The sequence below is a fragment of the Cytobacillus sp. GQ23 genome (assembly GCF_059758675.1).
In genome coordinates, this window is sequence record NZ_JCAXER010000012.1 from 18,644 (window position 1) to 41,954 (window position 23,311).

The 23,311-nt window shown below is 41.7% G+C and carries 21 protein-coding genes; 16 read left to right on the forward strand and 5 right to left on the reverse strand.

The window, feature by feature from the left end; all coding sequences use genetic code 11:
* Positions 1–17 precede the first annotated feature (17 nt).
* Positions 18–1,043 carry a LacI family DNA-binding transcriptional regulator gene (locus AC6CHU_RS11625; RefSeq protein WP_498121710.1) on the reverse strand — a complete coding sequence of 342 codons (1,026 nt, stop codon included), beginning with the start codon at positions 1,041–1,043 and terminating at the stop codon, positions 18–20.
* Between the two features lie 414 nt (positions 1,044–1,457).
* Here AC6CHU_RS11625 and AC6CHU_RS11630 point away from each other — a divergent pair, with 414 nt between their 5' ends.
* The 9 genes from AC6CHU_RS11630 to manA all read left to right on the forward strand — a co-directional run bounded on the left by AC6CHU_RS11630 (position 1,458) and on the right by manA (position 12,805).
* Complete coding sequence (locus tag AC6CHU_RS11630) at positions 1,458–2,771, forward strand: extracellular solute-binding protein (RefSeq protein ID WP_498121854.1); 1,314 nt, start codon at positions 1,458–1,460, stop codon at positions 2,769–2,771.
* Positions 2,771–3,649 (forward strand): carbohydrate ABC transporter permease, encoded by an 879-nt coding sequence (locus AC6CHU_RS11635; protein ID WP_159863166.1) that lies wholly within the window; start codon positions 2,771–2,773, stop codon positions 3,647–3,649. The genes AC6CHU_RS11630 and AC6CHU_RS11635 overlap by 1 nt, the downstream gene beginning before the upstream one ends.
* Before the next feature lie 52 nt (positions 3,650–3,701).
* A complete protein-coding gene (locus AC6CHU_RS11640; RefSeq protein ID WP_396398418.1) occupies positions 3,702–4,466 on the forward strand; it encodes a carbohydrate ABC transporter permease in 765 nt (254 codons plus the stop codon).
* A gap of 22 nt (positions 4,467–4,488) precedes the next feature.
* Positions 4,489–6,084: an alpha-glucosidase gene (locus tag AC6CHU_RS11645; protein WP_498121712.1), complete on the forward strand. Its 1,596-nt coding sequence runs from the start codon at positions 4,489–4,491 to the stop codon at positions 6,082–6,084.
* A complete protein-coding gene (locus AC6CHU_RS11650) occupies positions 6,084–7,034 on the forward strand; it encodes an MTP-1 family protein (protein WP_159863164.1) in 951 nt (316 codons plus the stop codon). The genes AC6CHU_RS11645 and AC6CHU_RS11650 overlap by 1 nt, the downstream gene beginning before the upstream one ends.
* Positions 7,035–7,056: 22 nt before the next feature.
* A complete protein-coding gene (locus tag AC6CHU_RS11655) occupies positions 7,057–8,121 on the forward strand; it encodes a BtaManbiosPhlase (protein ID WP_159863163.1) in 1,065 nt (354 codons plus the stop codon).
* A gap of 92 nt (positions 8,122–8,213) precedes the next feature.
* On the forward strand, positions 8,214–10,742 hold the full coding sequence (locus tag AC6CHU_RS11660) for a beta-mannosidase (RefSeq protein ID WP_498121715.1): 2,529 nt from the start codon (positions 8,214–8,216) through the stop codon (positions 10,740–10,742).
* A gap of 232 nt (positions 10,743–10,974) precedes the next feature.
* Positions 10,975–11,841, forward strand: coding sequence for an ROK family protein (locus AC6CHU_RS11665; RefSeq protein WP_159863253.1), 867 nt, complete (start codon positions 10,975–10,977; stop codon positions 11,839–11,841).
* Between the two features lie 7 nt (positions 11,842–11,848).
* The gene (gene manA / locus AC6CHU_RS11670) at positions 11,849–12,805 is read left to right on the forward strand and encodes a mannose-6-phosphate isomerase, class I (protein ID WP_498121717.1); all 957 of its coding nucleotides are present in this window, start codon (positions 11,849–11,851) and stop codon (positions 12,803–12,805) included.
* A gap of 209 nt (positions 12,806–13,014) precedes the next feature.
* Here manA and AC6CHU_RS11675 read toward each other — a convergent pair whose 3' ends face one another.
* Both AC6CHU_RS11675 and AC6CHU_RS11680 read right to left on the reverse strand, forming a co-directional pair.
* Positions 13,015–13,551: an NUDIX hydrolase gene (locus tag AC6CHU_RS11675; RefSeq protein ID WP_159863160.1), complete on the reverse strand. Its 537-nt coding sequence runs from the start codon at positions 13,549–13,551 to the stop codon at positions 13,015–13,017.
* A 45-nt stretch (positions 13,552–13,596) separates the two neighbouring features.
* On the reverse strand, positions 13,597–14,121 hold the full coding sequence (locus AC6CHU_RS11680) for an AAA family ATPase (RefSeq protein WP_498121719.1): 525 nt from the start codon (positions 14,119–14,121) through the stop codon (positions 13,597–13,599).
* A 606-nt stretch (positions 14,122–14,727) separates the two neighbouring features.
* On the opposite strand from AC6CHU_RS11680, the gene pgsB reads away from it, so the two are divergent.
* The 6 genes from pgsB (at position 14,728) to AC6CHU_RS11710 (ending at position 20,092) form a co-directional block, all read left to right on the forward strand.
* Complete coding sequence (gene pgsB / locus AC6CHU_RS11685) at positions 14,728–15,909, forward strand: poly-gamma-glutamate synthase PgsB (protein WP_159863158.1); 1,182 nt, start codon at positions 14,728–14,730, stop codon at positions 15,907–15,909.
* Between the two features lie 14 nt (positions 15,910–15,923).
* Positions 15,924–16,373, forward strand: coding sequence for a poly-gamma-glutamate biosynthesis protein PgsC (gene pgsC, locus AC6CHU_RS11690; protein WP_159863157.1), 450 nt, complete (start codon positions 15,924–15,926; stop codon positions 16,371–16,373).
* 13 nt (positions 16,374–16,386) lie between these two features.
* A complete protein-coding gene (locus AC6CHU_RS11695; protein ID WP_498121722.1) occupies positions 16,387–17,577 on the forward strand; it encodes a CapA family protein in 1,191 nt (396 codons plus the stop codon).
* 19 nt (positions 17,578–17,596) lie between these two features.
* Positions 17,597–19,165, forward strand: coding sequence for a gamma-glutamyltransferase family protein (locus AC6CHU_RS11700; RefSeq protein ID WP_498121724.1), 1,569 nt, complete (start codon positions 17,597–17,599; stop codon positions 19,163–19,165).
* Positions 19,166–19,169: 4 nt separating this feature from the next.
* The gene (locus AC6CHU_RS11705) at positions 19,170–19,319 is read left to right on the forward strand and encodes a CapE family protein (RefSeq protein ID WP_201306497.1); all 150 of its coding nucleotides are present in this window, start codon (positions 19,170–19,172) and stop codon (positions 19,317–19,319) included.
* Positions 19,320–19,381: 62 nt separating this feature from the next.
* Positions 19,382–20,092, forward strand: coding sequence for a poly-gamma-glutamate hydrolase family protein (locus AC6CHU_RS11710; protein WP_251283392.1), 711 nt, complete (start codon positions 19,382–19,384; stop codon positions 20,090–20,092).
* A gap of 41 nt (positions 20,093–20,133) precedes the next feature.
* Here the strand turns inward: AC6CHU_RS11710 and AC6CHU_RS11715 are convergent, their stop codons facing one another.
* On the reverse strand, positions 20,134–21,342 hold the full coding sequence (locus AC6CHU_RS11715) for a C40 family peptidase (protein WP_498121727.1): 1,209 nt from the start codon (positions 21,340–21,342) through the stop codon (positions 20,134–20,136).
* Between the two features lie 331 nt (positions 21,343–21,673).
* Here AC6CHU_RS11715 and AC6CHU_RS11720 point away from each other — a divergent pair, with 331 nt between their 5' ends.
* On the forward strand, positions 21,674–22,165 hold the full coding sequence (locus AC6CHU_RS11720; RefSeq protein WP_498121729.1) for a hypothetical protein: 492 nt from the start codon (positions 21,674–21,676) through the stop codon (positions 22,163–22,165).
* 143 nt (positions 22,166–22,308) lie between these two features.
* On the opposite strand, the gene AC6CHU_RS11725 is transcribed toward AC6CHU_RS11720, so the two are convergent.
* Positions 22,309–23,238 (reverse strand): DUF1672 family protein, encoded by a 930-nt coding sequence (locus AC6CHU_RS11725; protein ID WP_498121731.1) that lies wholly within the window; start codon positions 23,236–23,238, stop codon positions 22,309–22,311.
* Positions 23,239–23,311: the final 73 nt, after the last annotated feature.

Consider the following 23,311-nt stretch of genomic DNA (forward strand, 5'->3'; position numbering starts at 1 on the left):
ACAGAAACAGGTTCAAATTATTGGTTTTCCACTTTCTTGGGTGCAGTCGATTCCCTGATAATCAAATCGGTCGGCAGTAAGATCTCGTGCATCGGTTCTGCCATATTTTCTATTCTCCAGCACAGCTGTTCGACTGCTTTTTTGCCATAGTAATTTAAATCGATATCGACGGTTGTAATCTTGGGAGTGGCTATTTGGGATAGCTGTCCATTGTCGAAGCTGCACACGGATACATCTGCTGGAACTTGGAAGCCCCTTTGCTGTAATCCTGAAGATATAAGGAACCCATGCCCATCGTTTACACAGAACCAGGCAGTTGGGACTTTCGAAAGATCATTAAAAATGTTGTTGTTTGCTTCCTGGGATTCCTTTGCATCCTTAAATATAAAGTCGGGATTAGGCTGAAGCTTATACTTATTTAGCGCAAGTAAATAGCCTTCTAATCTTTCCTGATAGCTGGGAGAAACATGTATATCACCTACAAATGCAATCTCTGTATGGCCTAATTGGATAAGATGTTCAACAGCCTTGAAAGCGCCGAAGCGATTATTGGTCAAGATAGAATCTGCATGCAGATAAGGTGAATGATGATCTATTAAAACAGTAGGAATCCCGGTATCAAGTATTTTTGAAATATACTCCGTACTGATATGAGACAATATTAAGATTCCATCAATTTCATGATTGGATAATACTGCAGGAAGCGTCAGCTTTTCTTTTGAATCTTGATTAATAGACTCAATAAATAAATTCATATTACGTGCTTTAACTTCCTTCTCAATGCTTAAATAGATTTCACCAAAGAAGCTTTTTAAAGAAAAAGCATAATCTGATGCAATCAAGGCGATATTCATCCCGTTTTTCCCAGTTTGCTTCGTGTTTCGATTTAATGAGTAGGAATACCCCAATTCATCTGCCATTCTTTTGACCTGCTGCCTTGTTTCCTCACTTACACCAGGTTTTCCTGTTAGTGCCTGTGATACAGAATTCTTTGAGATATTGAGCCGATCCGCGATATCTTGCATGGTTACTTTTTTCTTCATCCGAACACCTCCTTTAGTTAATCGCTATATGTAATTACTCTTGTAATTATATTGTAACGTTACAAAATTATTTTGGCAATATATTTTTGAGAGTTGATATTGCCCCAGTTAGTAGTGATTTTAATTAATACTGAAAATTCTGTTTGACTTTTGAAAAATAAGGTGCAATAATTGGTTTTGTAAGGTTACAAAATAATTATTTAATAATTACCAATCGGTATTTGTAATGGTAAGTTTTGAAAGTAAGCTGGAAATCGTCTTCATTATTATACTTTTTTTTGAAAGGTTATGATAGCGCTAACAATCAGGCGGAGTCATGAGAAAAATAGTGTAAATGGCAGGATGGCGATTTTACTTATTTTAGGGAATTACTATTTAAAAGATAAAAATTAACTGGGGGAATATCGGATGAAGATGAAAAAAATGGCGTCGATGATCCTTGCAGCTTCGCTTGCTGTTTCTGGACTTGCTGCATGCAGTAATCAGGAGAAAGGGAGCGGTGCTTCAAAAGATGGAGTAACAACAATTGAATTTTGGGCAGCACCAAACCCTACACAGCAGGTGTATTGGAAAGAAGTAGCCGAAGAGTTCACAAAAGAGAACCCGGATATCAAAGTGAATGTTAGTCCGATGAAAGAAAGCCCAACATCTGAAGCCAGCATCCAATCAGCGATTGCCGGCGGAAATGCACCTGTGATTTCAGAAAATATTAATCGAGGTTTTGCAGCTCAGCTGGCAGAAAGTAAAGCACTGCTGCCGCTTGATGAGCTGGATGGCTGGGATGAAGTGAAGAAGAACCGAAATATGGAAGAAACCATGAAGGGATGGGAGTTCGCGGACGGCCATCAATATGTATTGCCTATTTACTCAAACGCTATGTTATTTGGATGGAGATTAGATGTTCTAAAAGAATTAGGCTTTAACGAGCCGCCAAAAACGTATAGTGAAATGCTTGATGTCGCAAAGAAACTAAAGGAAAAGTACCCGGATAAATATGTATGGGCAAAACCGGATTTGGCTGACCCGACAGCCTGGAAAAGATGGTTTGACTTCTTTATGCTTTATAACGCTGCATCTGATGGAAATAAATTTGTAGAAGGCTCTGATTTTACTGCTGATGAGAAAGCTGGCGTTGAAGTACTTAACTTCGTGAATGACCTGCGGGAAGAAGATGCCTTAATGGTTAGACAAGCTAAAGATCCATTCGAAAGCGGATTAGGTATTTTCACAGACATTGGGCCATGGACGATTTCATATTGGGCTGATAAATTCCCGGAAATGAAATGGAACGAAACCTATACACTTTCAACTCCGCCAGTTCCGGATGATATGGATACAGAAGATGTAAAAACTTTTGCTGATACTAAAGGCTTGGTCGTATATGCGTCTGCAACAGAAGAACAGCAGAAAGCGGCGATGAAGTTCATTAATTGGGTTTATTCCAATCCTGAAAATGATTTGAAATGGCTTGAAAAGACGAAATTGCCGCCTGCACGAGATGATCTGACAACAAATGAGACATTCAAAGCGTTCTTTGAAAACAACCCAGCATTACAGCCGTATGCCGCTGCAGTTCCGAATGCAATCCCGCCAATGGATAACTCTAAATACAATGATATTCAGACATTTATTGGACAGCATGCCTTCAATCCAATTGTAAAAGGTGAAAAAGATGCAAAAGAAGGATGGAAGGAAATGCAAGAGGCCATTGAGGGGGCTCTAAAATAATGAGCAGGAAACAAGGATGGTTGGGCTGGCTTTTTGCCAGTCCTTATCTTTTATACGCGATTGTATTCTTTTTAATACCATTGATCTGGTCATTATATTTATCTGTAACCGATTGGAATTTAATCTCGCCGACGTATAGTTTCGTGGGTGTGGAAAACTATGTGGCGGCATTTAAAAGCCAGGGTGTGCAAAGTGCGTTTTTTGTTACGTTTAAATTCATGGCTGTATTTGTCCCCTTAGTTATTGCTTTCTCGATTGTTGTCGCTCTGGTTGTGCAGGGACTGCCTAAATTCAGAGGTCTGTTCTTAATCGGTTTTTTCCTGCCTTATTTGGCATCAGGTGTTGTTTCGTCTTTGATTGTTAAAGGGATCCTATCTTATAACAGTCCCCTTAATGAATTTTTGCGAAACCAATTTGGACTGGATATTGACTGGCTTGGATCACCGATAGCAGCCCTTTTTGTTGTGGCACTTATTATAGCTTGGAAATTCACTGGATATTATGCGCTAATCCTCACTTCTGGATTTGAGAGCATTAGTAAAGATGTGTATGAAGCGGCTATGATCGATGGGGTAACCCCGTGGCAGCGTTTTTGGAAAATTACGTTCCCGCTTCTCTATCCAGCCTTATTTACTGTATTCATTTTATCGATCGGTGTCACTTTTGGCATTTTTACAGAAGTGTATCAGTTAACGGGCGGAGGGCCAGACTTTGCCACTAACACTTGGCAAATGGAGATCTTCTCTAAGGCATTTACAAACCTTCAAGCCGGGTATGCTTCCGCTATAGCGATCATCGCTTCGGTTGTGACCTTTGCTGCCATTTATATCATTCGAAAACTCTTGGAATTGTGGGGGAAACGAAATGGGTGGAACTAAGAAAAAAGGATTGTTTTTCCGTTACCTGTTCGCCGTAACTTTATTGCTTATTATGATTTATCCCTATATCTATATGGTGCTGAATTCCTTTGCAGAATGGGACTTGGTCGATAAAAAGTTTTTCCCGACTGAGTTTACGCTGAAATCATATGAGTGGCTGCTGGGTGGAGGAGAGGCTGTTATTCCAAGGCCGTGGATTAATGCATTTTTTAACAGCTTTATAGTGTCAGCCGGCTCAACACTGCTCATGATGGTGTCTGCTGTGATGGTTTCGTACGCATTAGCGAAGATTCCCTTTAAAGGGAGAGAAACGGTTAATAACTTTATTCTCTTTCAAATGTTTTTTCCGGCTATCATTTTGCTGATTCCTACCTTTTTAGTTATCCAAAAAGTGGGGATGTATGACTCCTATTGGGGAATGATTTTGCCGAAAGCAATGAGTTTGTGGGCTGTTTTCATGTACACCAATTTCTTTAGGGCCATTCCGGATACGTTTATAGAAGCTGCTAAGCTGGATGGTGCAAGTGACTGGCAAATTATGTTCAAGATTGTACTCCCGATGTCCAAATCCATTACGACTGTTATCTTCCTGTTCCTGTTCATGGAAAGATGGACAGAATTGCTATGGGATATGATTGTGGTAAACAGTGACAATATGCTGACACTTAACGTTCTATTGTCGCAAATGTTCGGTCCGTACGGCGGTTACCCAGGGCCGATGTATGCGGCGTCTGTGTTATTGACATTGCCGATTATTATCATCTTCTTGCTATTCGCTAAAAAGTTCCAGGAAGGTATGCAATTTACACTTAAGTAAGCTGGGATGGGAGTAACAAATAATGGTTAAATGGTGGAAGCAATCAGCTTTCTATGAAATATATATGCCAAGCTTTAAAGATGCCAATGGGGATGGTGTAGGGGACTTTACGGGAATAACATCAAAGCTTGATTATTTGAAGGAATTAGGGGTAGACGGCCTATGGCTTACTCCTTTCTATCCTTCCCCAAAAGTAGATAATGGATATGATATTTCTGATTACTATGGAATTGATCCGGAATATGGGACGATGGAAGACTTTGAATATTTTATTTCTGAAGCACATAAGCGGAATATCAAAGTCATTATCGATCTTGTGTTAAACCATACATCATCCATGCACCAATGGTTTCAAGAGTCTAAATCATCGAGGAATCATCCGAAACGTGATTGGTATATCTGGAAGGATGAACCGAACAACTGGGAATCTTTCTTCAGCGGTTCTGCCTGGGAATATGATGAGAATACCGGCCAATATTATTATCATGCCTTTGCAAAGGAACAGGTGGATTTAAACTGGTCCAATCCTGAAGTGAAAAAGGCAATGTTTGATGTAATGAAATTTTGGCTTGATAAGGGAGTAGATGGTTTCCGTCTGGATGTAATCAATTTTCTAAAGGTAAACGATACCTTCCGGGATAATCCTTTTGATCCTGAAAAGAAGGAACAAATTCACCTATATGACAAAGACCAGGAAGGCATCTTAACCGTTATAGAAGAGATAGCCGAGGTGGTTCATCAATATCCCGGCAAGTTCCTGGTCGGAGAAGTCGGGTCAGAAGATATTGACATATTAAAGCGCTACTCTGGAACCGGGAAGCTGGATGTATCCTTTAATTTTAATATAGGGAGCATAAGCGAATTCGATGCGGAGCAGCTATTTCGCAGATTAGCCGAAACGGAACAGGTATATGAATCTGATCAAATGCCTACGCTGTTTTTTTCGAGTCATGATATGTCACGCCATATTTCCCGTTTTGGCGGAAGTGAAGACCGGGCGAAGGTAATTGCCGCTCTGATGCTTACTGCAAAAGGAGTACCTTTCATTTATCAAGGTGATGAAATTGGCATGCTGGATTGGATTGCAGATGATGTCTCCGAGATGATGGATGTCCAAGGCAGGCTGGCTTATGGGGAAGCCATTAAAGCCAAGTCAAAAGAAGAAGCATTGGCCTTGGCGAATGAAAGATCCAGAGACAAGTCCCGGACCCCGATGCAATGGAGCGCTGAAAACTATGCCGGGTTTTCTGAGGTCCGTCCATGGATAGCGGTTCCGGCTGAAAGCTTGGGAATAAATGTTCAAAATCAGCAAAAGGATCCGCAGTCCATGCTTTCTTTTTATAAGTGTTTACTTAAGCTGCGCAAGAGGCAATCTTCATTGCAAACCGGCGAATATGAATTTCTGAAATATAAGGATGGGATGATTTCCTTCATGAGAAGGAATCAGATTGAAAGAACAATGGTTGCTCTGAACTTTTCGGAGGACGTGCAGCCTTTGTATATAGGAGAAAAAAATGTTAGCTTACTGCTTTCGAATAAGCGGGAAGCCATTGTTAACGGTGCGACTTTAGACGTATTGCCAAATGAGGCCATTATTTTAAAGGAGGATTCAATCTAATGACCGTCCTAAACAAAGACAATGTCAAAACATGCGAACAGCTATTGAAGGAATTTTCTTCAAAGGAAAAGCCTGTCAGCCCTGAAAAGATCATCTTCACAGGTATTGGTGATAGAGATGTCTATAATATTACGGCACCTTTTGAAGATGAGGGTGAGCCGGTTATTGCTGGACGGGTAGAATCTCGTGACAGTGAGCACTCGAGTGTTTATTTCTTCGTGAATAGAGATGGTGAATGGATTCCGAGAGAAGGTGCACCTGTTTTAGAATTACAGGATCCCTTTTTCACAAAGATATCTGGAGAGCTTGTTTTGGGAGGAGTTCAAATTTTTCCTCATCCAATAAATGAAGGCCAGCTGGGCTGGAGAACGGTTCTTTATAGGGGCAGCTCGATTTCAGACCTGCAGGAATTTTCAAATGGACCGGATGGCATGAAGGACCTCAGGCTTGTAGAACTGGCAGATGGAAGCATTGGCGTTCTAACAAGGCCTCAGGGAGAAAAAGGCGGCAGAGGAAAGATTGGATGGACAAGAATCCCGTCACTAAATGAGCTGACCATTGATGTCATTAATGAGGCTCCATTGCTTAAGGGACAATTTACCGATGAAGAGTGGGGAGGAGCTAACGAACCGCATCTTTTGGCAAACGGATTGGTGGGTGTCCTTGGACATGTGGCATCCTTTGATGAAGCAGGCGATCGCCACTATTATCCAATGGTATTCGCACTTGATCCCCAAACAGGGGGAATTTCAGATATGGAACTGATCGCCACAAGGAGCGATTTCCTTCCTGGTGCTTCAAAGCGTCCGGATTTAGCTGATGTCGTGTTCAGTGGAGGAATTGTGAGGAACCCTGACGGAACAGCTGATTTGTATGCTGGAATCAGTGATGCGGAAGCTCAAAAAATTACGATAAAGGATCCGTTCTTACAATATGAACAAACAAACTGAAGAAATTGAGGAGAAACCAGCCATGCATGTTTATAGATACGAAGAAAACCCATTAGTAACACCCATGGATGTAAAACCGCATAGAAGTGACTTTGAAGTTATTGGAGCCTTCAATGCCGGAATTACTCAGTTTAATGATGAAATCATTATGCTATTGCGTGTGGCGGAGCGTCCGATTAGTGAAGACCCGGATATTGTAAAGTCACCTGTCTATAATCCTGAAACAAATGAGCTTGAAATTTTGGAATTTGATATTCATGATCCTGCATTCAATTTTTCTGATCCCCGCACGATTCAAAAAAGCAGAGCAAAGGGCGGATTTGCTTATCTGACCTCCTTATCCTATTTGAGGATTGCCAGAAGCAAAGATGGCCATAACTTTACGATTGATGAAAAACCATTTGTCTATCCGTCAAATGAATTGGAGACCTTTGGAATTGAGGATCCTCGTATTACGAAAATTGATGATACGTATTATATTTATTTCAGTGCAGCATCACCTGCAGGGGTGGGAGAATCCATGGTTTCGACAAAGGACTTTGTGACGATCGAGCATCATGGAATGATCTTCGCGCCGGAAAACAAGGACGTGCTAATTTTTCCTGAAAAAATTAATGGTAAATATTATGCTCTCCATCGGCCGGTGCCAAAAAGTGCAGGAGAGCCTGAAATTTGGATTGCTGAATCCACGAATCTCTTACACTGGGGAAATCATAAGCATTTGCTGGGACTGCGTGAAGGTATGTGGGATAGTGCCCGTATGGGCGGTGGAGCTGTTCCGATTAAAACAGAAAAAGGGTGGCTTGAGCTTTATCATGGTGCTACTGCTGACCACCGTTATTGCATGGGAGCTGTATTGCTGGACTTAAATGATCCAACTAAAGTCATTGCCCGCTCTGATCAGCCAATCCTGGAGCCTGAGGCAGACTATGAAGTAGAAGGATTCTTTGGTAATGTTGTCTTTTCATGCGGTGCATTGGTTGAAGGAGACGTTGTCAAAATGTTCTATGGAGTGGCTGATACCTCAATGGCATGTGCCGAGTTAAGCTTAAAGGAAATTTTAGAATCACTGACTTATATTAAATAGTTGAAATAGGAGTGCCAAAATCAAATAGTTGATTTTGGCCTTTTATCTATTAAGATGGCAATTCCAAAATGAAATGGGAAGGTTATATTTCTATGAAGTTAAACAACAATTGGAAAATTCAGCATTTTGATGTTGGGGCAGTGAGGGATTTAGAAGTGGCCTCTCCAGAATATATTGATTACTTCTGGATGACTGCCTCTGTTCCTGGCGATGTTCATTCAGCCTTAATTGACCGGAAACTGATCGACGATCCCTTTTATGGACATAATGATTTGAAATGCCAGTGGGTAGAGGAAAAGGTATGGTGGTACCGTAAGGCTTTTGATTTTAATGGACTAGAGAATAAAGAAGAAAAGTATGAATTGGTTTTTGAGGGGCTTGATACATACGCAACGGTTTACTTGAACGGCGTCGAGCTTGGCTCAACAGACAATATGTTTATTAGTCATACTTTTGAAGTGACAAGGGAGTTAAGAAAGGGCAAAAATGTTCTTGCAGTAAAATTTGACCCGATTCACAAGCATGTAAAAGAGAAAGTTCAATATTATTGGTCAGGATACAGCAAAGAACGGATATGGACTAGGAAAGCACAAAGCCATTTTGGCTGGGACTGGGGGCCTCGGCTTGTTACAGCAGGGATTTGGAAAGATGTCCATTTAAAGAAAAGGAAGTATGGCAAAATTGGCTCTGTTTTTGCAAAGACATGCTCTATTCTGGAAGATAAAGCACTCGTTGAAGTTGAGGTGGACATCGAAACATATAGTAAAGAAACAGATTTACATATTGAGATGGAGTTATCATATGGTGAAGAAGACCGGTTTACCAGCAGAGCAGAGCTGAAGGGCAAAAAGGCTATTGCTGTGTTTGAAGTTGAGAACCCAAAGCTATGGTGGACCCATGATATCGGGACTCCACACCTATACCATTTAAATATTGAATTATATGCAGATCATCAGAAGATTGATGATAGGGCGGAGAATATTGGTATTCGAACGATTGAAGTCCTTCAAAAGGATGAAATGGGGAATCATTGCTTTACATTTGTTTTGAATGGCAAGAAGGTTTTTGCTAAAGGAGCCAATTGGATTCCGATTGATAGCTTCATAGCATCAGTTCCGGATTCGCGCTATAAACATTTGCTTAAGCTCTCAAAAGACGCCAATATGAACATGCTTAGGGTGTGGGGCGGCGGCATCTATGAAAGAGATGTTTTTTATGAAGAATGTAACCGTCTTGGTATCCTAGTCTGGCAGGATTTCATGTTTTCCTGTGCTCTATATCCGGATTACAACCAGAACTTTATGCTCAATGTCAGAAATGAAATTACGCAAGTCGTCAAACGCCTGAGGAATCACCCTTGTTTGGCCTTATGGTGCGGAAATAATGAAAATGACTGGCTTTATGAAGCATTGTTTTCTTCTGGTGAAATTAAAGACCCTTTTTACGGGGAAAAAATCTATCATGAACTAATGCCTGAACTTTTGGAAGAGCTGGATCCCACTCGCTTGTTCTGGCCGAGCTCTCCTTTTGGCGGAAATGACCACAACTCCAGGGAGCAGGGGGATAGCCATAATTGGCAGGTTTGGCACGGGAATATTGAGCCCAGAACCTTTGGGGAGCCGCAGAGCGTGGATTATAGTGTTGAAGGACTGTCATTTAGAAACTTCAAGAAAGATACGACAGCCTTTGCCAGTGAATTTGGAATGCATGCTTCGTCCAACCGCTATACGCTTGAGCGCAATATCCCTAAGGACCAATTCTTTTGGGGCAGTGAAGAGATGGCATACAGGAATAAAGATATACACCATCCAAAAGGGATGCTTTTGATGGAGGGATACACTGGAGTTCCTAAGGATCTTGATGAGTATATTTCTTATTCCATGCTGACCCAGGCGGAAGGATTAAAATATGGTATTGAACACTATCGCCGGAATAAACCAAAGACAAGCGGGGCGTTATTTTGGCAGCTAAATGATTGCTGGCCTGGCACAAGCTGGTCAGTCATTGATTATTATCTCCTGCCAAAAGCTTCATACCATTATGCGAAGAAATTTTTCAATCCTACTCTATTAACGATTGACCATGACCGGGGAAAGGACTTAAAAATCTGGGTTGTCAACGACCGTCTGGAGATTTACGACGACCAAATTGAGATTGCCGTGTATCGCTTGAATGGTGAAGAGGTGTTTTCGAAGCAATGGAGCGTCTCTATATCGGAGAATATATCCTATCATTTGGATACGATTGGAGAAAAAGAGGCTTTGGGAGGGCTTTTACCGGAGGAGGCCGTAATGATCCTCCGTTCTAAAAAGAATAGGACCTGCGAAAATACTTATTACTTCTGTGATCAAAAGGATTTAAACTTGCCTGATGTAAACATAATAGTTGAATACAATAAAGAAAACAATGAGCTGACTCTTTCAACAGATCATTTGGCTCGCATGGTTACAATTGAAATGGATGCACAGCAGCTTGTTATGGATGATAACTTTTTTGATCTGCTGCCGAACCAGGTAAAGACTGTTAAAGTAAGTCAGGCTGAAGGAATGGAAATTCCATGGAATACGTTGAAAGTTACGGCTATTAATAGTGACAAAACAGATATAACAGAGAAGTTTTAGCTTAGTCGCTGAAGATCTGCCCGGGGATGGAAGAATTATCGATGTCTTTCTGTTTTTAGGCATGAAAAACTACTATAATCTTGAACAGCTTTTACCTATATCCTTTAGTATTTTTCCTATAGTCTATGTCATAATGGTACCGACACTTTATTTCATTTGGAGAAAGCCGAAGGTAATAGCGAGCTCAAAAGATAACAGGGAAATTCATTTTTTATTGGGAGGAATGGTCGATATGCTGGGAGCAATAGAAGCCGGGGGGACGAAATTTGTTTGTGCTGTGGGGGATGAAACGGGTGTTATTGAGCATTCCATTCAAATACCTACTACAGTTCCGGAAGAAACCATGACAAGGGTTATTGAGTTCTTTAAGCAATTTGATATAGAATCCATTGGTATTGGTTCGTTCGGACCGATCGATGTAAATCCGGATAGTCAGACCTATGGCTGCATTACCTCTACCCCTAAAATGGAATGGAGAAATTATCCTTTCTTGCAAGTAATAAAAGAGGCATTTGGGGTACCTGCAGGTTTTAATACAGATGTAAATGCTGCTGCATTAGGCGAAGCAACCCTTGGTGCAGCAAAGGGTCTGGATAGCTGCTTATATATAACTGTAGGAACAGGTATCGGTGCAGGGGCGGTTGTTCAGGGGAATCTGCTGCAAGGTCACTCACATCCTGAAATGGGTCATATTCTAGTCCGGCGTCATCCAAATGATGCGTATAATGGGAAATGTCCATACCATGCTGATTGCCTGGAGGGGCTGGCTGCGGGTCCAGCCATTGAAGAGCGCTGGGGAGATAAAGGGGTGAACTTGGCAGACCGGAAAGAAGTCTGGGATTTGGAAGGATACTATATCGCACAAGCACTCATGCAATATATCTTAATTCTCTCACCGAAGAAGATTATCCTTGGCGGCGGTGTCATGAATCAATCTCAAGTGTTTTCATCGATCTATAAATATTTGCCGGAGCTGTTGAAGGAGTATGTATCACTGCCTGAGCTATCGGACTATATTGTAAGCCCTGGATTAGGAGATCGGGCCGGCATTACTGGCTCCCTATTGCTTGCTAAACGTGCGTTAATAGAACAAAACTAATTTAAATATGGAGGAAACAACTGTGAAACCACTATTTTTAAAGCCGGTATTTAAAGAAAGAATTTGGGGAGGAACAGCATTAAAGGAATTTGGCTATAGCCTTCCAAGTGATAAAACGGGTGAATGCTGGGCAATATCTGCTCATCCTAATGGGCCATCTGAAGTCGAGAATGGTCCATTTGCAGGGAAAACCCTCGATAAGCTTTGGAAAGAGAGCCCTGAAATTTTTGGCAATCCCCAAGGAGAAGTATTTCCGCTATTAACAAAGATCCTCGATGCCAATATGGATCTGTCCGTTCAGGTGCATCCTGATGACACCTATGCAATGGCTAATGAAAATGGAGAGCTGGGAAAGACGGAGTGCTGGTATATCATTGATTGTAAAGAAGATGCAGACATGATTTTCGGCCATAACGCCAATACAAAAGAAGAACTGGTGGAGCAGATAGAAGAAGGGAATTGGAATGAACTGCTTCGCCGAGTGAAAATCAAGCCGGGTGACTTTTTCTATGTGCCAAGCGGAACTATTCATGCCTTGTGTGAAGGGACACTAGTACTAGAAACACAGCAAAGCTCTGATACCACCTACCGTGTTTATGACTATGACCGGAGAGATGATCAAGGGAACTTGCGTGACCTTCACCTGGATAAGGCAATTGATGTTACAGCTGTCCCGCACCAAGATTCCAAGAGTGTTCCCAAGGTAGAGAAGAGGGATGATGCTGAGATTACAGCGTTTGTACAATCTGAATTCTTCTCTGTTTATAAATGGGATGTTAAAGGGTCCGCAGCATTTAATTTTGAAGACAAATACCTGCTAATGAGTGTCATTAAAGGAGAAGGCTCTCTCACTCATAATGGGGAAAGCTACTCATTTAAAAAGGGCAGCCATGTTATTTTACCAGTGGGTATGGGGGAATTTACAGTAAGCGGAGAATGTGAGCTTATCGTTTCACATCCATAAGACTTCAATAATAAGAAAAACCTTGCTGATTAGCGGCAAGGTTTTTTGTTTTAGTGAAATAAGACCGCCGGGCGATATCTGTTGCCTAATCAGGAAGAAAATTGGCGAATAAACATTTTATTTCCCGAAAAATAATAGATTTCCTCGAAGCTGAAAAAAGCTTAAGCTGAAGGAGTTCTTAGGTTTCCGCGGGTGGAACAGATACATGTTCAGAGAAGTGATTCCTTCTTTACTAAGTATCTTAAAATGGCAGCCATTCCGGCACCATGCTGAAATTCTCCTTTATTGATTAAATCATATAGTTCAGTTGCTTCAAGTGCATATAAATCAATGAACTCAGTTGGTTCCAGCCTTTGCTCGGTTTCCTTAAGGCCAGTGGCAGCAAATAGGTAGATTTCTTCCGAAGTTGAGCCAGGTGATGGATAAAAACTTCCAAATGGAATCCATTTCTGTGCCTGATAACCGGTTTCCTCCTCTAACTCTTTTTTTGCAGTCAAAAGAGGATCGTCCTTTTCATTGTCAATCATTCCTGCAGGCAATTCCCATTGCCATTGTTTTACCGCATGACGATATTGGCGGATACAAAGAATCTTCCTATCATCAGTAATCGGCAAAATACAGACACCTTTGGCAAAGTTAATATAAGAAAAATCGAATTCTGTATCATTTGGCAAGGTAACCGATTCTTCTATTATTTCAAATCGGGATACTTGTTCTGTTCTGGTTTGATTAATTTTCCATTCCAATACAATCAGCTCCACCCTTCTTTAAGTGAAATCTCTTATGAACTGCTATTGAGTGACCAAGTTAAATTGTGAAAGGTTAATAATATCCTTTACGATTTCAGCTGGCTTTTTATGTGAAGTATCATAAAGATATGGCGTATTAACCGGTGTGTTTTCCAGCTGTTCCAGCAAAAAGAGGGAACGGTCTATTAACTGTGGATCTCCCCGTTTTTTTAAGCGTTCGATTAACTTATTTTCATCCGCTCGTAAAACTGCATATTTAATATGGAGATTCTGATGGGAAAAATGTTTACAAAACCATTCCAGCTCATCTTCAACAACCGTATCGATAATAACACTGTAGTCGTGCTGAATAAGTATTTGTGTGGTCAAGAGGATATTTTTCCACATGATGGCTAACATCTCAGCCCAAGGTGGTTCAGACCCTTCTCCGTACATGGATAAGTAGTCATCTCCTTTGATAAGAGCACTTTTTTGTATGTTTTGAGCCAGCAGTTTGGCAAGGGTGGATTTACCGACTCCACAGGGGCCTGAAATCAAATAAACGGTTTTTTCTTTGGTTGTATTCATTAGCATCTCCTTTCTTTTGATAACAAATTGAAAGTGAAGTTGGAATTTTTGCATTCTTTCGGACAAAGAAAGACCTGATAGCAAAACCCTCTGATTTTAATTGGGGCCATTAATCCTATGTATATACAAAGACAATTATATGGAGGGTATGGGTGATAGGTCAAAGGAAAATTATATATAAACAAATGGATTGGGGAAGCGCCATTACCTGAACCCAAGTCATACTTACAGTCTAGGGAAAATGAAAAAAGTGAACGGTTTAGCTAAATAGTACGATTAAGGAAGCCCTGCAGAGATTCTGCAGGGCTTCTTTGGATTACATAATAACTAAAAAACCCTTCAAATTACACAATTATACTTCAAACCCAAATTATATTAAGATACCAGTTTCCTTACATTTAAAGAAATATAAACATATAAATACAAAGTTTAATAGTTATCTAATAATAAAGTACCAATGCAAAAAGATTTAGAAACCCCGTCAGAGTCGTTAGTGGTTATAGAAGACCTATTTAGTATTTTAGTATAATTTCCGGGTTGTATACAGGTTTGAAACCATGTAGCCTTGTACAGTGTTAAAAATAAATCTAAAGAGAGGTTGTTCAAATGGCTCTCATCATAATATGTGCGTTATTCCTCGTAATCTATGGAATTGTTGAGCAGCGAAAGCACCAGAAGAGGCTGGATTCAATCCCGGTCCGCGTAAATGTGAACGGTATACGCGGTAAGTCGACTGTTACCCGTCTGATCACTGGTGTGATTCAAGAGGCGGAATATAAAACAGTCGGTAAAACCACGGGTACTTCAGCCCGGATGATCTACTGGCATACAGATGAAGAAAAACCGATTAAGCGCCGGCCGGAAGGTCCCAATATCGGTGAGCAGCGCCGGGTTGTCAAAGAGGTGGCTGAACTCGGAACTGAAGCGCTTGTTTGTGAGTGTATGGCTGTACAGCCGGATTATCAGCTGACCTTTCAGAACAAAATGATCCAGGCCAATATCGGCGTTATCGTGAATGTGCTTGAGGACCATATGGATGTGATGGGTCCTACTCTTGATGAGGTGGCGGAAGCTTTTACAGCAACCATTCCTTATAATGGCCACCTGGTTACAATCGAGAGTGAGTATCTGGACCTGTTCAGGAAAATTGCAGAGGAACGGAACACGAAAGTGATTGTAGCGGATAACTCCAGAATTACAGAGGAATTCCTGCGTAAATTTGATTACATGGTATTCCCTGATAATGCGTCCCTTGCATTGGCTGTGGCCGAGGCGCTTGGAATTGATGAAGAAACGGCATTCCGGGGAATGCTGAATGCACATCCTGACCCCGGGGCAATGAGGATTACCCGTTTTGGCGACAATGCCAATCCGTCCTTCTTTGTGAATGGCTTTGCAGCCAATGATGCGTCATCTACTTTAAGAATCTGGGAGCGTGTGAGCACGCTGGGGTATAGCACAGAATCACCAATTGTCATCATGAACTGCCGTGCAGACCGGGTGGATCGCACGGAACAGTTTGCACGTGATGTTCTTCCTTATATTAAATCAGAGGTTGTGGTGGCCATAGGCCAGACAACTGAGCCGATCACAGATGCTCATGCGGAAGGCAAGCTGGATACAAAAGTGTATTTGGATCTGGAAGATTATACAACGGAAGAAATTATGGCTGAACTTGAGACTTATTTGGAAAACAGAATTGTTTATGGGGTCGGAAATATTCATGGTTCAGCAGAGCCGCTGATCGATGCCATTAAAGGAATGGATATTAAAAGAAAAGCAAGTTAAGGGGAGGGATACAAATGTTTGGTGCCGATTTATATGTTGCCCTTGTTTTGGGGGTAACACTAAGTCTTATTTTTACAGAAAAAACAGGTGTCTTGCCTGCAGGCCTTGTTGTGCCTGGATATTTAGCACTGGTTTTTAACCAGCCCGTATTTATGGTTGTGGTCTTATTGATTAGTATCTTAACTTATTTAATTGTGACACACGGCATTGGCCGATGGGTGATTTTATATGGCAGAAGAAAATTTGCTGCCATGCTGATAACCGGGATTTGCCTGAAGCTGATACTGGATTATTTTTACCCTGTCATGCCATTTGAGATCTTTGAATTCCGCGGAATCGGGATCATTGTACCAGGATTAATCGCCAACACAATTCAAAAACAAGGAATGCCATTAACGCTTGGCAGTACGCTTCTGTTATCCGGTTTAACGTTCGGAATCATGAACGTGTACTACTTGTTCTAGGGAAGTGAATGGAATGAAGCGAACCTTAAATTTTCAGGAAAAACTGCTTATTTTTATCAAAAGAACGAAGTATAAAAACCTTCGCTATAGTGCTGTTGTTTTACCTATTCTGGTTATCTTCCTGGTCGCTTCGACATGGATTGGAAGAACAGATGAAGTGAAGGATATAGAGCCGCGGAAAGATCAGAAGCTGACGATGACGATGGTCGGCGATGTAATGATGGGGCGGCATGTGGAAGAAGTGACGAAAAGGCATGGAGCAGATTATTTATTCCGTCATGTAAAGCCGTATTTTGATGCTTCCGATTATGTGAGCGGGAATTTTGAGCATCCCATCTTAAAAGATGATGTTAATAAATATGAAAAAGCAGAAAAAAGCATTCACCTGCGCACTGATATGGATGCCATCCATGCGGTTAAAAATGCAGGCTTTACGGTCATGAACCTTGCCAATAACCACTTGATGGATTATGGGGAAGAAGGACTTCGCGACACCCTGGATGTGTTTGACCGCTACAATATGGAGTATGTCGGCGGAGGAGAAAACCGCAAAGAAGCCAAAGAGCATATCAACTATCAGGATGTAAATGGTGTTCGTGTGGCAACGCTTGGTTTCACCGACGCATTTGTGGAGGGGACGATTGCGACAAAAGATCGAAACGGTCTATTGAGCGCAAATCCTGATGTGTTATTTGACATGATTGAAAAGGCAAAAAATGAAGACCATGGAAATGCCGATTTGGTTGTGGTTAATGTCCACTGGGGACAGGAGTATGACACGGAAGCCACTCCCCGCCAGAAAGCGCTGGCGAAAGCAATGGTCGATGCCGGGGCTGACATCATCATCGGGCATCATCCCCATGTGCTTCAATCGTTTGACGTATACAAAGATGGAATCATCTTTTACAGCTTAGGCAATTTCGTATTTGATCAGGGGTGGACCCGTACAAAGGATTCTGCGATGGTCCAGTATAACCTGACGGAAGATGGTACAGCAGCAATCGATGTGATTCCTCTTCAAATAGAAGAAGCTGCCCCAAGACTGGCCACAGGCTATTTTGACCAGCTTCGGGTGTTTAATCAATTAACGAAAGAAACCGCTGAAAATGTATATTGGTCCAAGAAGGATAATAAAATCGAGATTATTGCCAATCATAAGCATGTAATTGATCGCATGAAAAAAAGGCAAGAAAAAGAAAATTAAACTTTAAGGGGGCACCGTATTGAGAAACCGAACTTTTTGGCGGCTGATTGTTTCTGTTTGCCTGTTAACCGGTTGTACGAACGTGTCCCCTGAAAAAAGCACTTTGGAAAAACAAACGGAAGCATTCTATGGGGTCAGTGCCTCACATCCGATTGCGGTAGATGTCGGGATGGATGTCTTGAAGAATGGAGGCAATGCAGCAGATGCTGCCATTGCCATTTCCTACATCTTGGGCGTTGTAGAACCGTTCGCCTCAGGAATTGGAGGCGGCGGGGGAATGCTGATCATTCCTGCTGAAGGTGAGCCTGACTTTATCGATTACAGGGAAAGCTCTCCTTCAAATTATAACGGCAGCGGAGTCTTCGGTGTTCCCGGACTGGTCGCCGGGATGGAGGTAATCCATCAACAATACGCCACGATGGATATGAAAAGACTGATCGATCCGGCCGTAGAGTATGCCGAAAAAGGGTTCGCGGTTGACCGGGGATTTTCCCATCGGCTGGAGACAGCCAAATACAGAGTGTATTCAGACAGTACGCGGATCTTCTACCCTAACGGAAAAGCCATACTGCCCGGGGAAATACTTGTTCAAAAGGATCTGGCTAAAACGCTTAGAGTGATTCAGGAAAAAGGCAGTGCAGGCTTTTATCAGGGGGATATTGCAAAAGCGGTCAAAGCGAAAACCGGCATTCCGCTTGATGATTTTAAGCGATATAAGGTGAAGCATACAGAGCCTGTCCAAGGGTCATTTGCAGACTATGAAGTATTCACGGCTCCCCCGCCTTTTTCGGGAACAACCCTGCTTCAAATGCTGAAGCTGGCGGAGGAGACCGGCTTGAATTCGCGGAACCAGGCTGATTATATTGACAGAATCGGTGAGATTGCAAAAGTATCCTATGAAGATCGCCGGGTCCATATTGGAGACGGCGTAACTGCAGGGGAAATCTCAAAATATATCACAGATGAACACATTTCAATTCTCGAGGATAATCTCGCTAAAGATAGCGAGTATGCTGAGGAAGAAGAGGAAGAGCATGAGAGCACGACCCACTTTGTTGTCATGGATCAGGAGGGAACGGTGATTTCCGCGACCAACACCTTAAGTAATTATTTTGGTTCCGGGGCGTATACAAATGGATTCTTTTTGAATGACCAGCTGAAGAATTTCGCAAATCGCGGAATCAATGGGGAAGCACCCAATAAGCGGTCGAGAACGTTTACAGCCCCTACTGTCATGATCAGCCCTGATGAAGTCATCGGGATTGGTTCGCCTGGCGGAAACAGAATTCCGCAGATCCTTATGCAGGTGATTTACTCCTATGCAAAGGGAGAAAGGGATCTTCAGGAAATGGTGAATCGTGACCGTTTTACATTTGAAAACAGCATAATCTATACGGAATCTGAATTCCCTAAGGATGTTTTGTCAGAGTTAGAGAATAGGGGTTATCAGGTTATCCATAAATCTTCTCCTATGTTTTATGGGGGAGTTCAGGGGCTCATTATGAGCCTAAAAGAAAAAACAATGTCCGGTGCGGGTGACCCGCGGAGAAGCGGAATTTGGAGAGCAGAACAAGAAAAGGGGAAATAGGGACATGAACACAGTAAAAAAAGTAACAGGATGGATCTTGCCAGTCGTACTTGTTGGAACATTATTATTCACAATGAACACACTTAAGCGCACAGATACGTTAACACCTGATGAACAGAAAAAAATTGAGCAGCATCAAAATGGACAAGCATAAAAAGTCATAGAAGTAAGCGGAACTCATCTGCTTACTTCTTCTTATAGTAAGGAGTTTTTTCCATGTTGCGCATAAGTCTTTTTAGCATCGTTATTATATTGCTGATACTTCTCATCAAATCATTGCTGCCCGGCAATTCGGGACCTGAAGAATATCGCAGCTTTGCTGAATTGAAGAAATATGAAAAAGAGAATATCGATTATCGGATCAAGATTTACGAGCGTAAGCCGGAAGTGGCCATTTTTGCGATACATGGGGGCAATATTGAAATCGGTACCGGCGAATTGGCTGAGGATTTGGGTGAAAGGCTTGATGCCAGCACCTATATCTTTGAGGGGCTGAAGCCGAAAGACAACAGTATTCTCCATATAACATCTACTCTTTATGATGAGCCAGCAGGTGTTCAAATGGCGGAAAAGGCCATAACTAGCCTTTCAATACATGGCCACCGTGATGTGAATGACGAAAAGGTCTATGTTGGCGGCAGAAATAAGAAGTATATGAAGTTAGTAAAAGATGCCCTTGATGATGCAGGGTTTGATGTGGAAGATGCACCTGACCGGCTTGGCGGAACAGGCAAGAAAAACATTGTAAACCGCGGCAAAAAGGGCGGGGGAGTGCAGCTGGAGCTTTCAACCAAGCTCAGGAAAAGCTTCTTTAAAGACCGTGACTTTGCCATGAACAACCGAAAGCAGCAGACCGAAAACTATAAAGATTTCTTAAAGGCACTGGAAAAAGCAACAGAGAAATATAAAGAAAAAGAGCTGGATTAAAAAAGACTGCCTAGTGAGTTTAGGCAGTCTTTTTTTGGCTCTTATTGAATAAGAGAGCTGATATCCCCGTAACTGTGAAACTTTTCAGTAAAGAAGGATGAGGATAGGTGAGAGATGTGCACCCCGGCTCTCTCTGTTGTATTAATGAAATAGCCTTCAGCAAGATAAATGCCAACATGTGTAACGCCTGTGCGGGAGCCGGTATTTTCAAAGAATATGAAATCCCCGGTTTTCGGCTCAGAAGTTACATCCAGCATACTTGAATAGGATGCCGCGGATTCACGGGTGATAGGCAAGTCATGCTGCTTCATAACATAATAAAGGAGACCGCTGCAATCAAAGCCTGTTTCAGGGCTCTCCTCGCTCCATACATATTCATAGCCTCTAAATGTGTAGGCATATTTGATAACATCGATGGCCTTATCATAAGCAGCATCCTCTTCAGAATAGAAAGGGAAAAGCGGCTCATTATATACCTGCAAAAATTGCCCTTCAAGGATGATGTCAGACGGAAGTCCATTTAGTATTTTTACAGCAGCAGCCGACTTATTATATCTTGCTGCTACACTGCTTAATGTCTCCCCGTTTTGAACAATATGTTCTCCTTTAGGTGTGAAGGTTTTAAAGACGTAACTGTAGTCTTTAAACCAATTGTCAGACACAGACTTTACTTTAACGGCTGAAGATCCATATCCGGAATGGACAAACTGCTGGTCTCCAAGGTATATTCCGCCTGTCATCACTTCCGTTACTTTTCCGGTCTTATCCTTTTTTACAAAGAATATCAGATCCCCGGCTTTTGGGGAGGCTGTATCCATTCCCAGCTTGTAAAATCCTTCATTGGTCGTGCGATCCAGAGGGATCCCTTGCTGTGAGAGGGTCCAATAAATAAGTCCGCTGGAATCAAACCCTTTTTCAGGAGACTCTTCGCCCATCTCCTTCTTAAAACCGTCAAACGTTTTGGCGTAGCGTGCAATTTGCCGGCCCCGCTCATACCATTGATATTGGGCACTTTTATAAGTCGCAGAATTAATATGCAGCTTTTGGCCAGGATAGAGGTTTTCATCAGGCAATCCATTATGCTTCATAAGCTGAACTGGTGATATTTTATATTTGGCAGCGATGGACTGAACGGTATCGCCGGACGAAACGGTATGAACCTTATCTGATGCCTGCGTGCTTGGCAGGAAAAAGAAAGCTGTGATCAGAAGGGCAATCAATGCGAATGAGCAGATGCGCAGTTTGTTCATGTAGACAACTCCCTGTCATTATTAATAATTTTTATGCATGATAAAGATGAAGTGTGCATTTACAAAATAACTCTTCCGAAACATGAAACACCTAAAAGGCTAAGTGTCAGGAAAAATCCTTGCCTCCTTTTATATGAATTTCGTAATCAGTGGCATATCATACTATTGTTATCGGGACTATACCCTATTTTTTTAGTAGTTATTGGAATAGAAGGGGAAAATCTGAATAATAGGGACTGCATGAGGCAACCGTAGTAGCGCTGGGCTTTGTATGTTAAATTAATAGAGAATATAAAAAAATAGTTTTGAAGAATTTTATGGAGGAACAAGGATGTCTGCTATAAAATCGATAAATCTTGATGGGGAAGAAATCTATATATTTAGCAGTTCTATCTATATCTTTGAATCGTCTTCCGGAAGTACATTGGAAGTAGACATGATTGTAAGCGAAGTGACTCTAAGAAAATATCAAGACAGGGAAAGTTTAATCACAGAAATAGAATTGGAAGACGGCGGGCAGATCAGCTCTTTTATGTTTCTAAAAGTTGTGCCTGGAAAGCTGCCCCGGCTGAGCTTAGTTTGCGAAGCGGACCCGGAAGAGGCCTATGAAGGACTCAAGAGAATAAGAGAGGATCAGCCGGACTTTCCCGATATTGAAGCTGGCATTACGCTGGAGGAGATTCGAAAGATCGAGATGCCGAATGAAAAAATCACACTTAAACTAAACCTGCCCATAAACCAGGTGGAATGGCTTAAGGGGCAGAAGAATAAGGAATTGAATGAGCTTTTTAGAGAGCTGATAGAAGAGCATTTGGAGGGCTAGTATAATTCAATCAAACGTTTGATTGAACTGTGCTTTTTATAAAGGAAGCATACAGGCTGCAGGCTTGGGCGGTATGGTGAATAGAGAATGAAATTTGTAAATAGCCGCCCAAAACCTGCAAATAGACCATTATTTAGCTGCTTCTATTCTTTAATAATATAGTTGGGAAAAGCCCGCTTCAGGGAATTGTCTTTAGCACCTTCAGATGATTCTGCATGAATATAATTATCGTTCAAATAGAAGCTATATGTTCCTTTAGGGATGTTTTTCATTTCATCAAGGTCTTTTGTAACTTGGTTAAATATCTTTTTACTAGGTACTGATTGTTTATCCTTCATGAACAACTGAATATTAATCTGAAAGTTTTCTTTATCGAATAAGCTTTCATCGTAGCCAGCCTTTAGGTTATCAATGCTTTCCTCAGGATTTTTTATGTATAGGTCATACACGGGCTTAATGGCTGCGTCCTCGGAAGCTGTTGAAATAAAATAATAAGGTGTCATAAAGCCATGCCCGCCCACGTTTTGCAAAGCCTCTTCAGTTTTCCCGGTGATTTTCCCCTTTTCGGAAAGTGAATGGAGGTAAGTGTCCAGCTGACTAAATTCCTCTTTGAATATCATATGATATAAACCGCCTTGGATGGCGTTTTGAACCTGATATTCATCAGCTTGAATTTTACTAAGATCCACTTTTTCGGATGTTTTATCTATTGGAACTGCTGCATACGTATAGAAATGCGGCTCACCTTTGGATTCTACAAACACAGTAGCCCCATCCCTAGCACCAACTACGTTATGAACGGTTACGGCCGTCTTATAGTTCTCTTTAAAAAACTTGATAGCAGCTTCCTCTATTTGAGCAAAATGATCATCAGCGATTTTATCCGTCCCTTTGCCATACGGAAGTGCATAGCCTTCTCCGGTATACTCCTGAACACTTACCATTGTGGCTTCAGAGGGGACCTTAGCTTTTTCACTGTCTTGATTATTATACGTGCTGCTAATACCAGAACATCCTCCAAGCATTAAAGATATTCCAGCACTGCAGAGTAAAACTTTTGTGCTCTTGTGCATGAGATAACGGGCCTCCTTAGTAGGAATAAAGAAAATTAAATCTGCAAATTAGTTAAATATTAAAAAGAAAAAC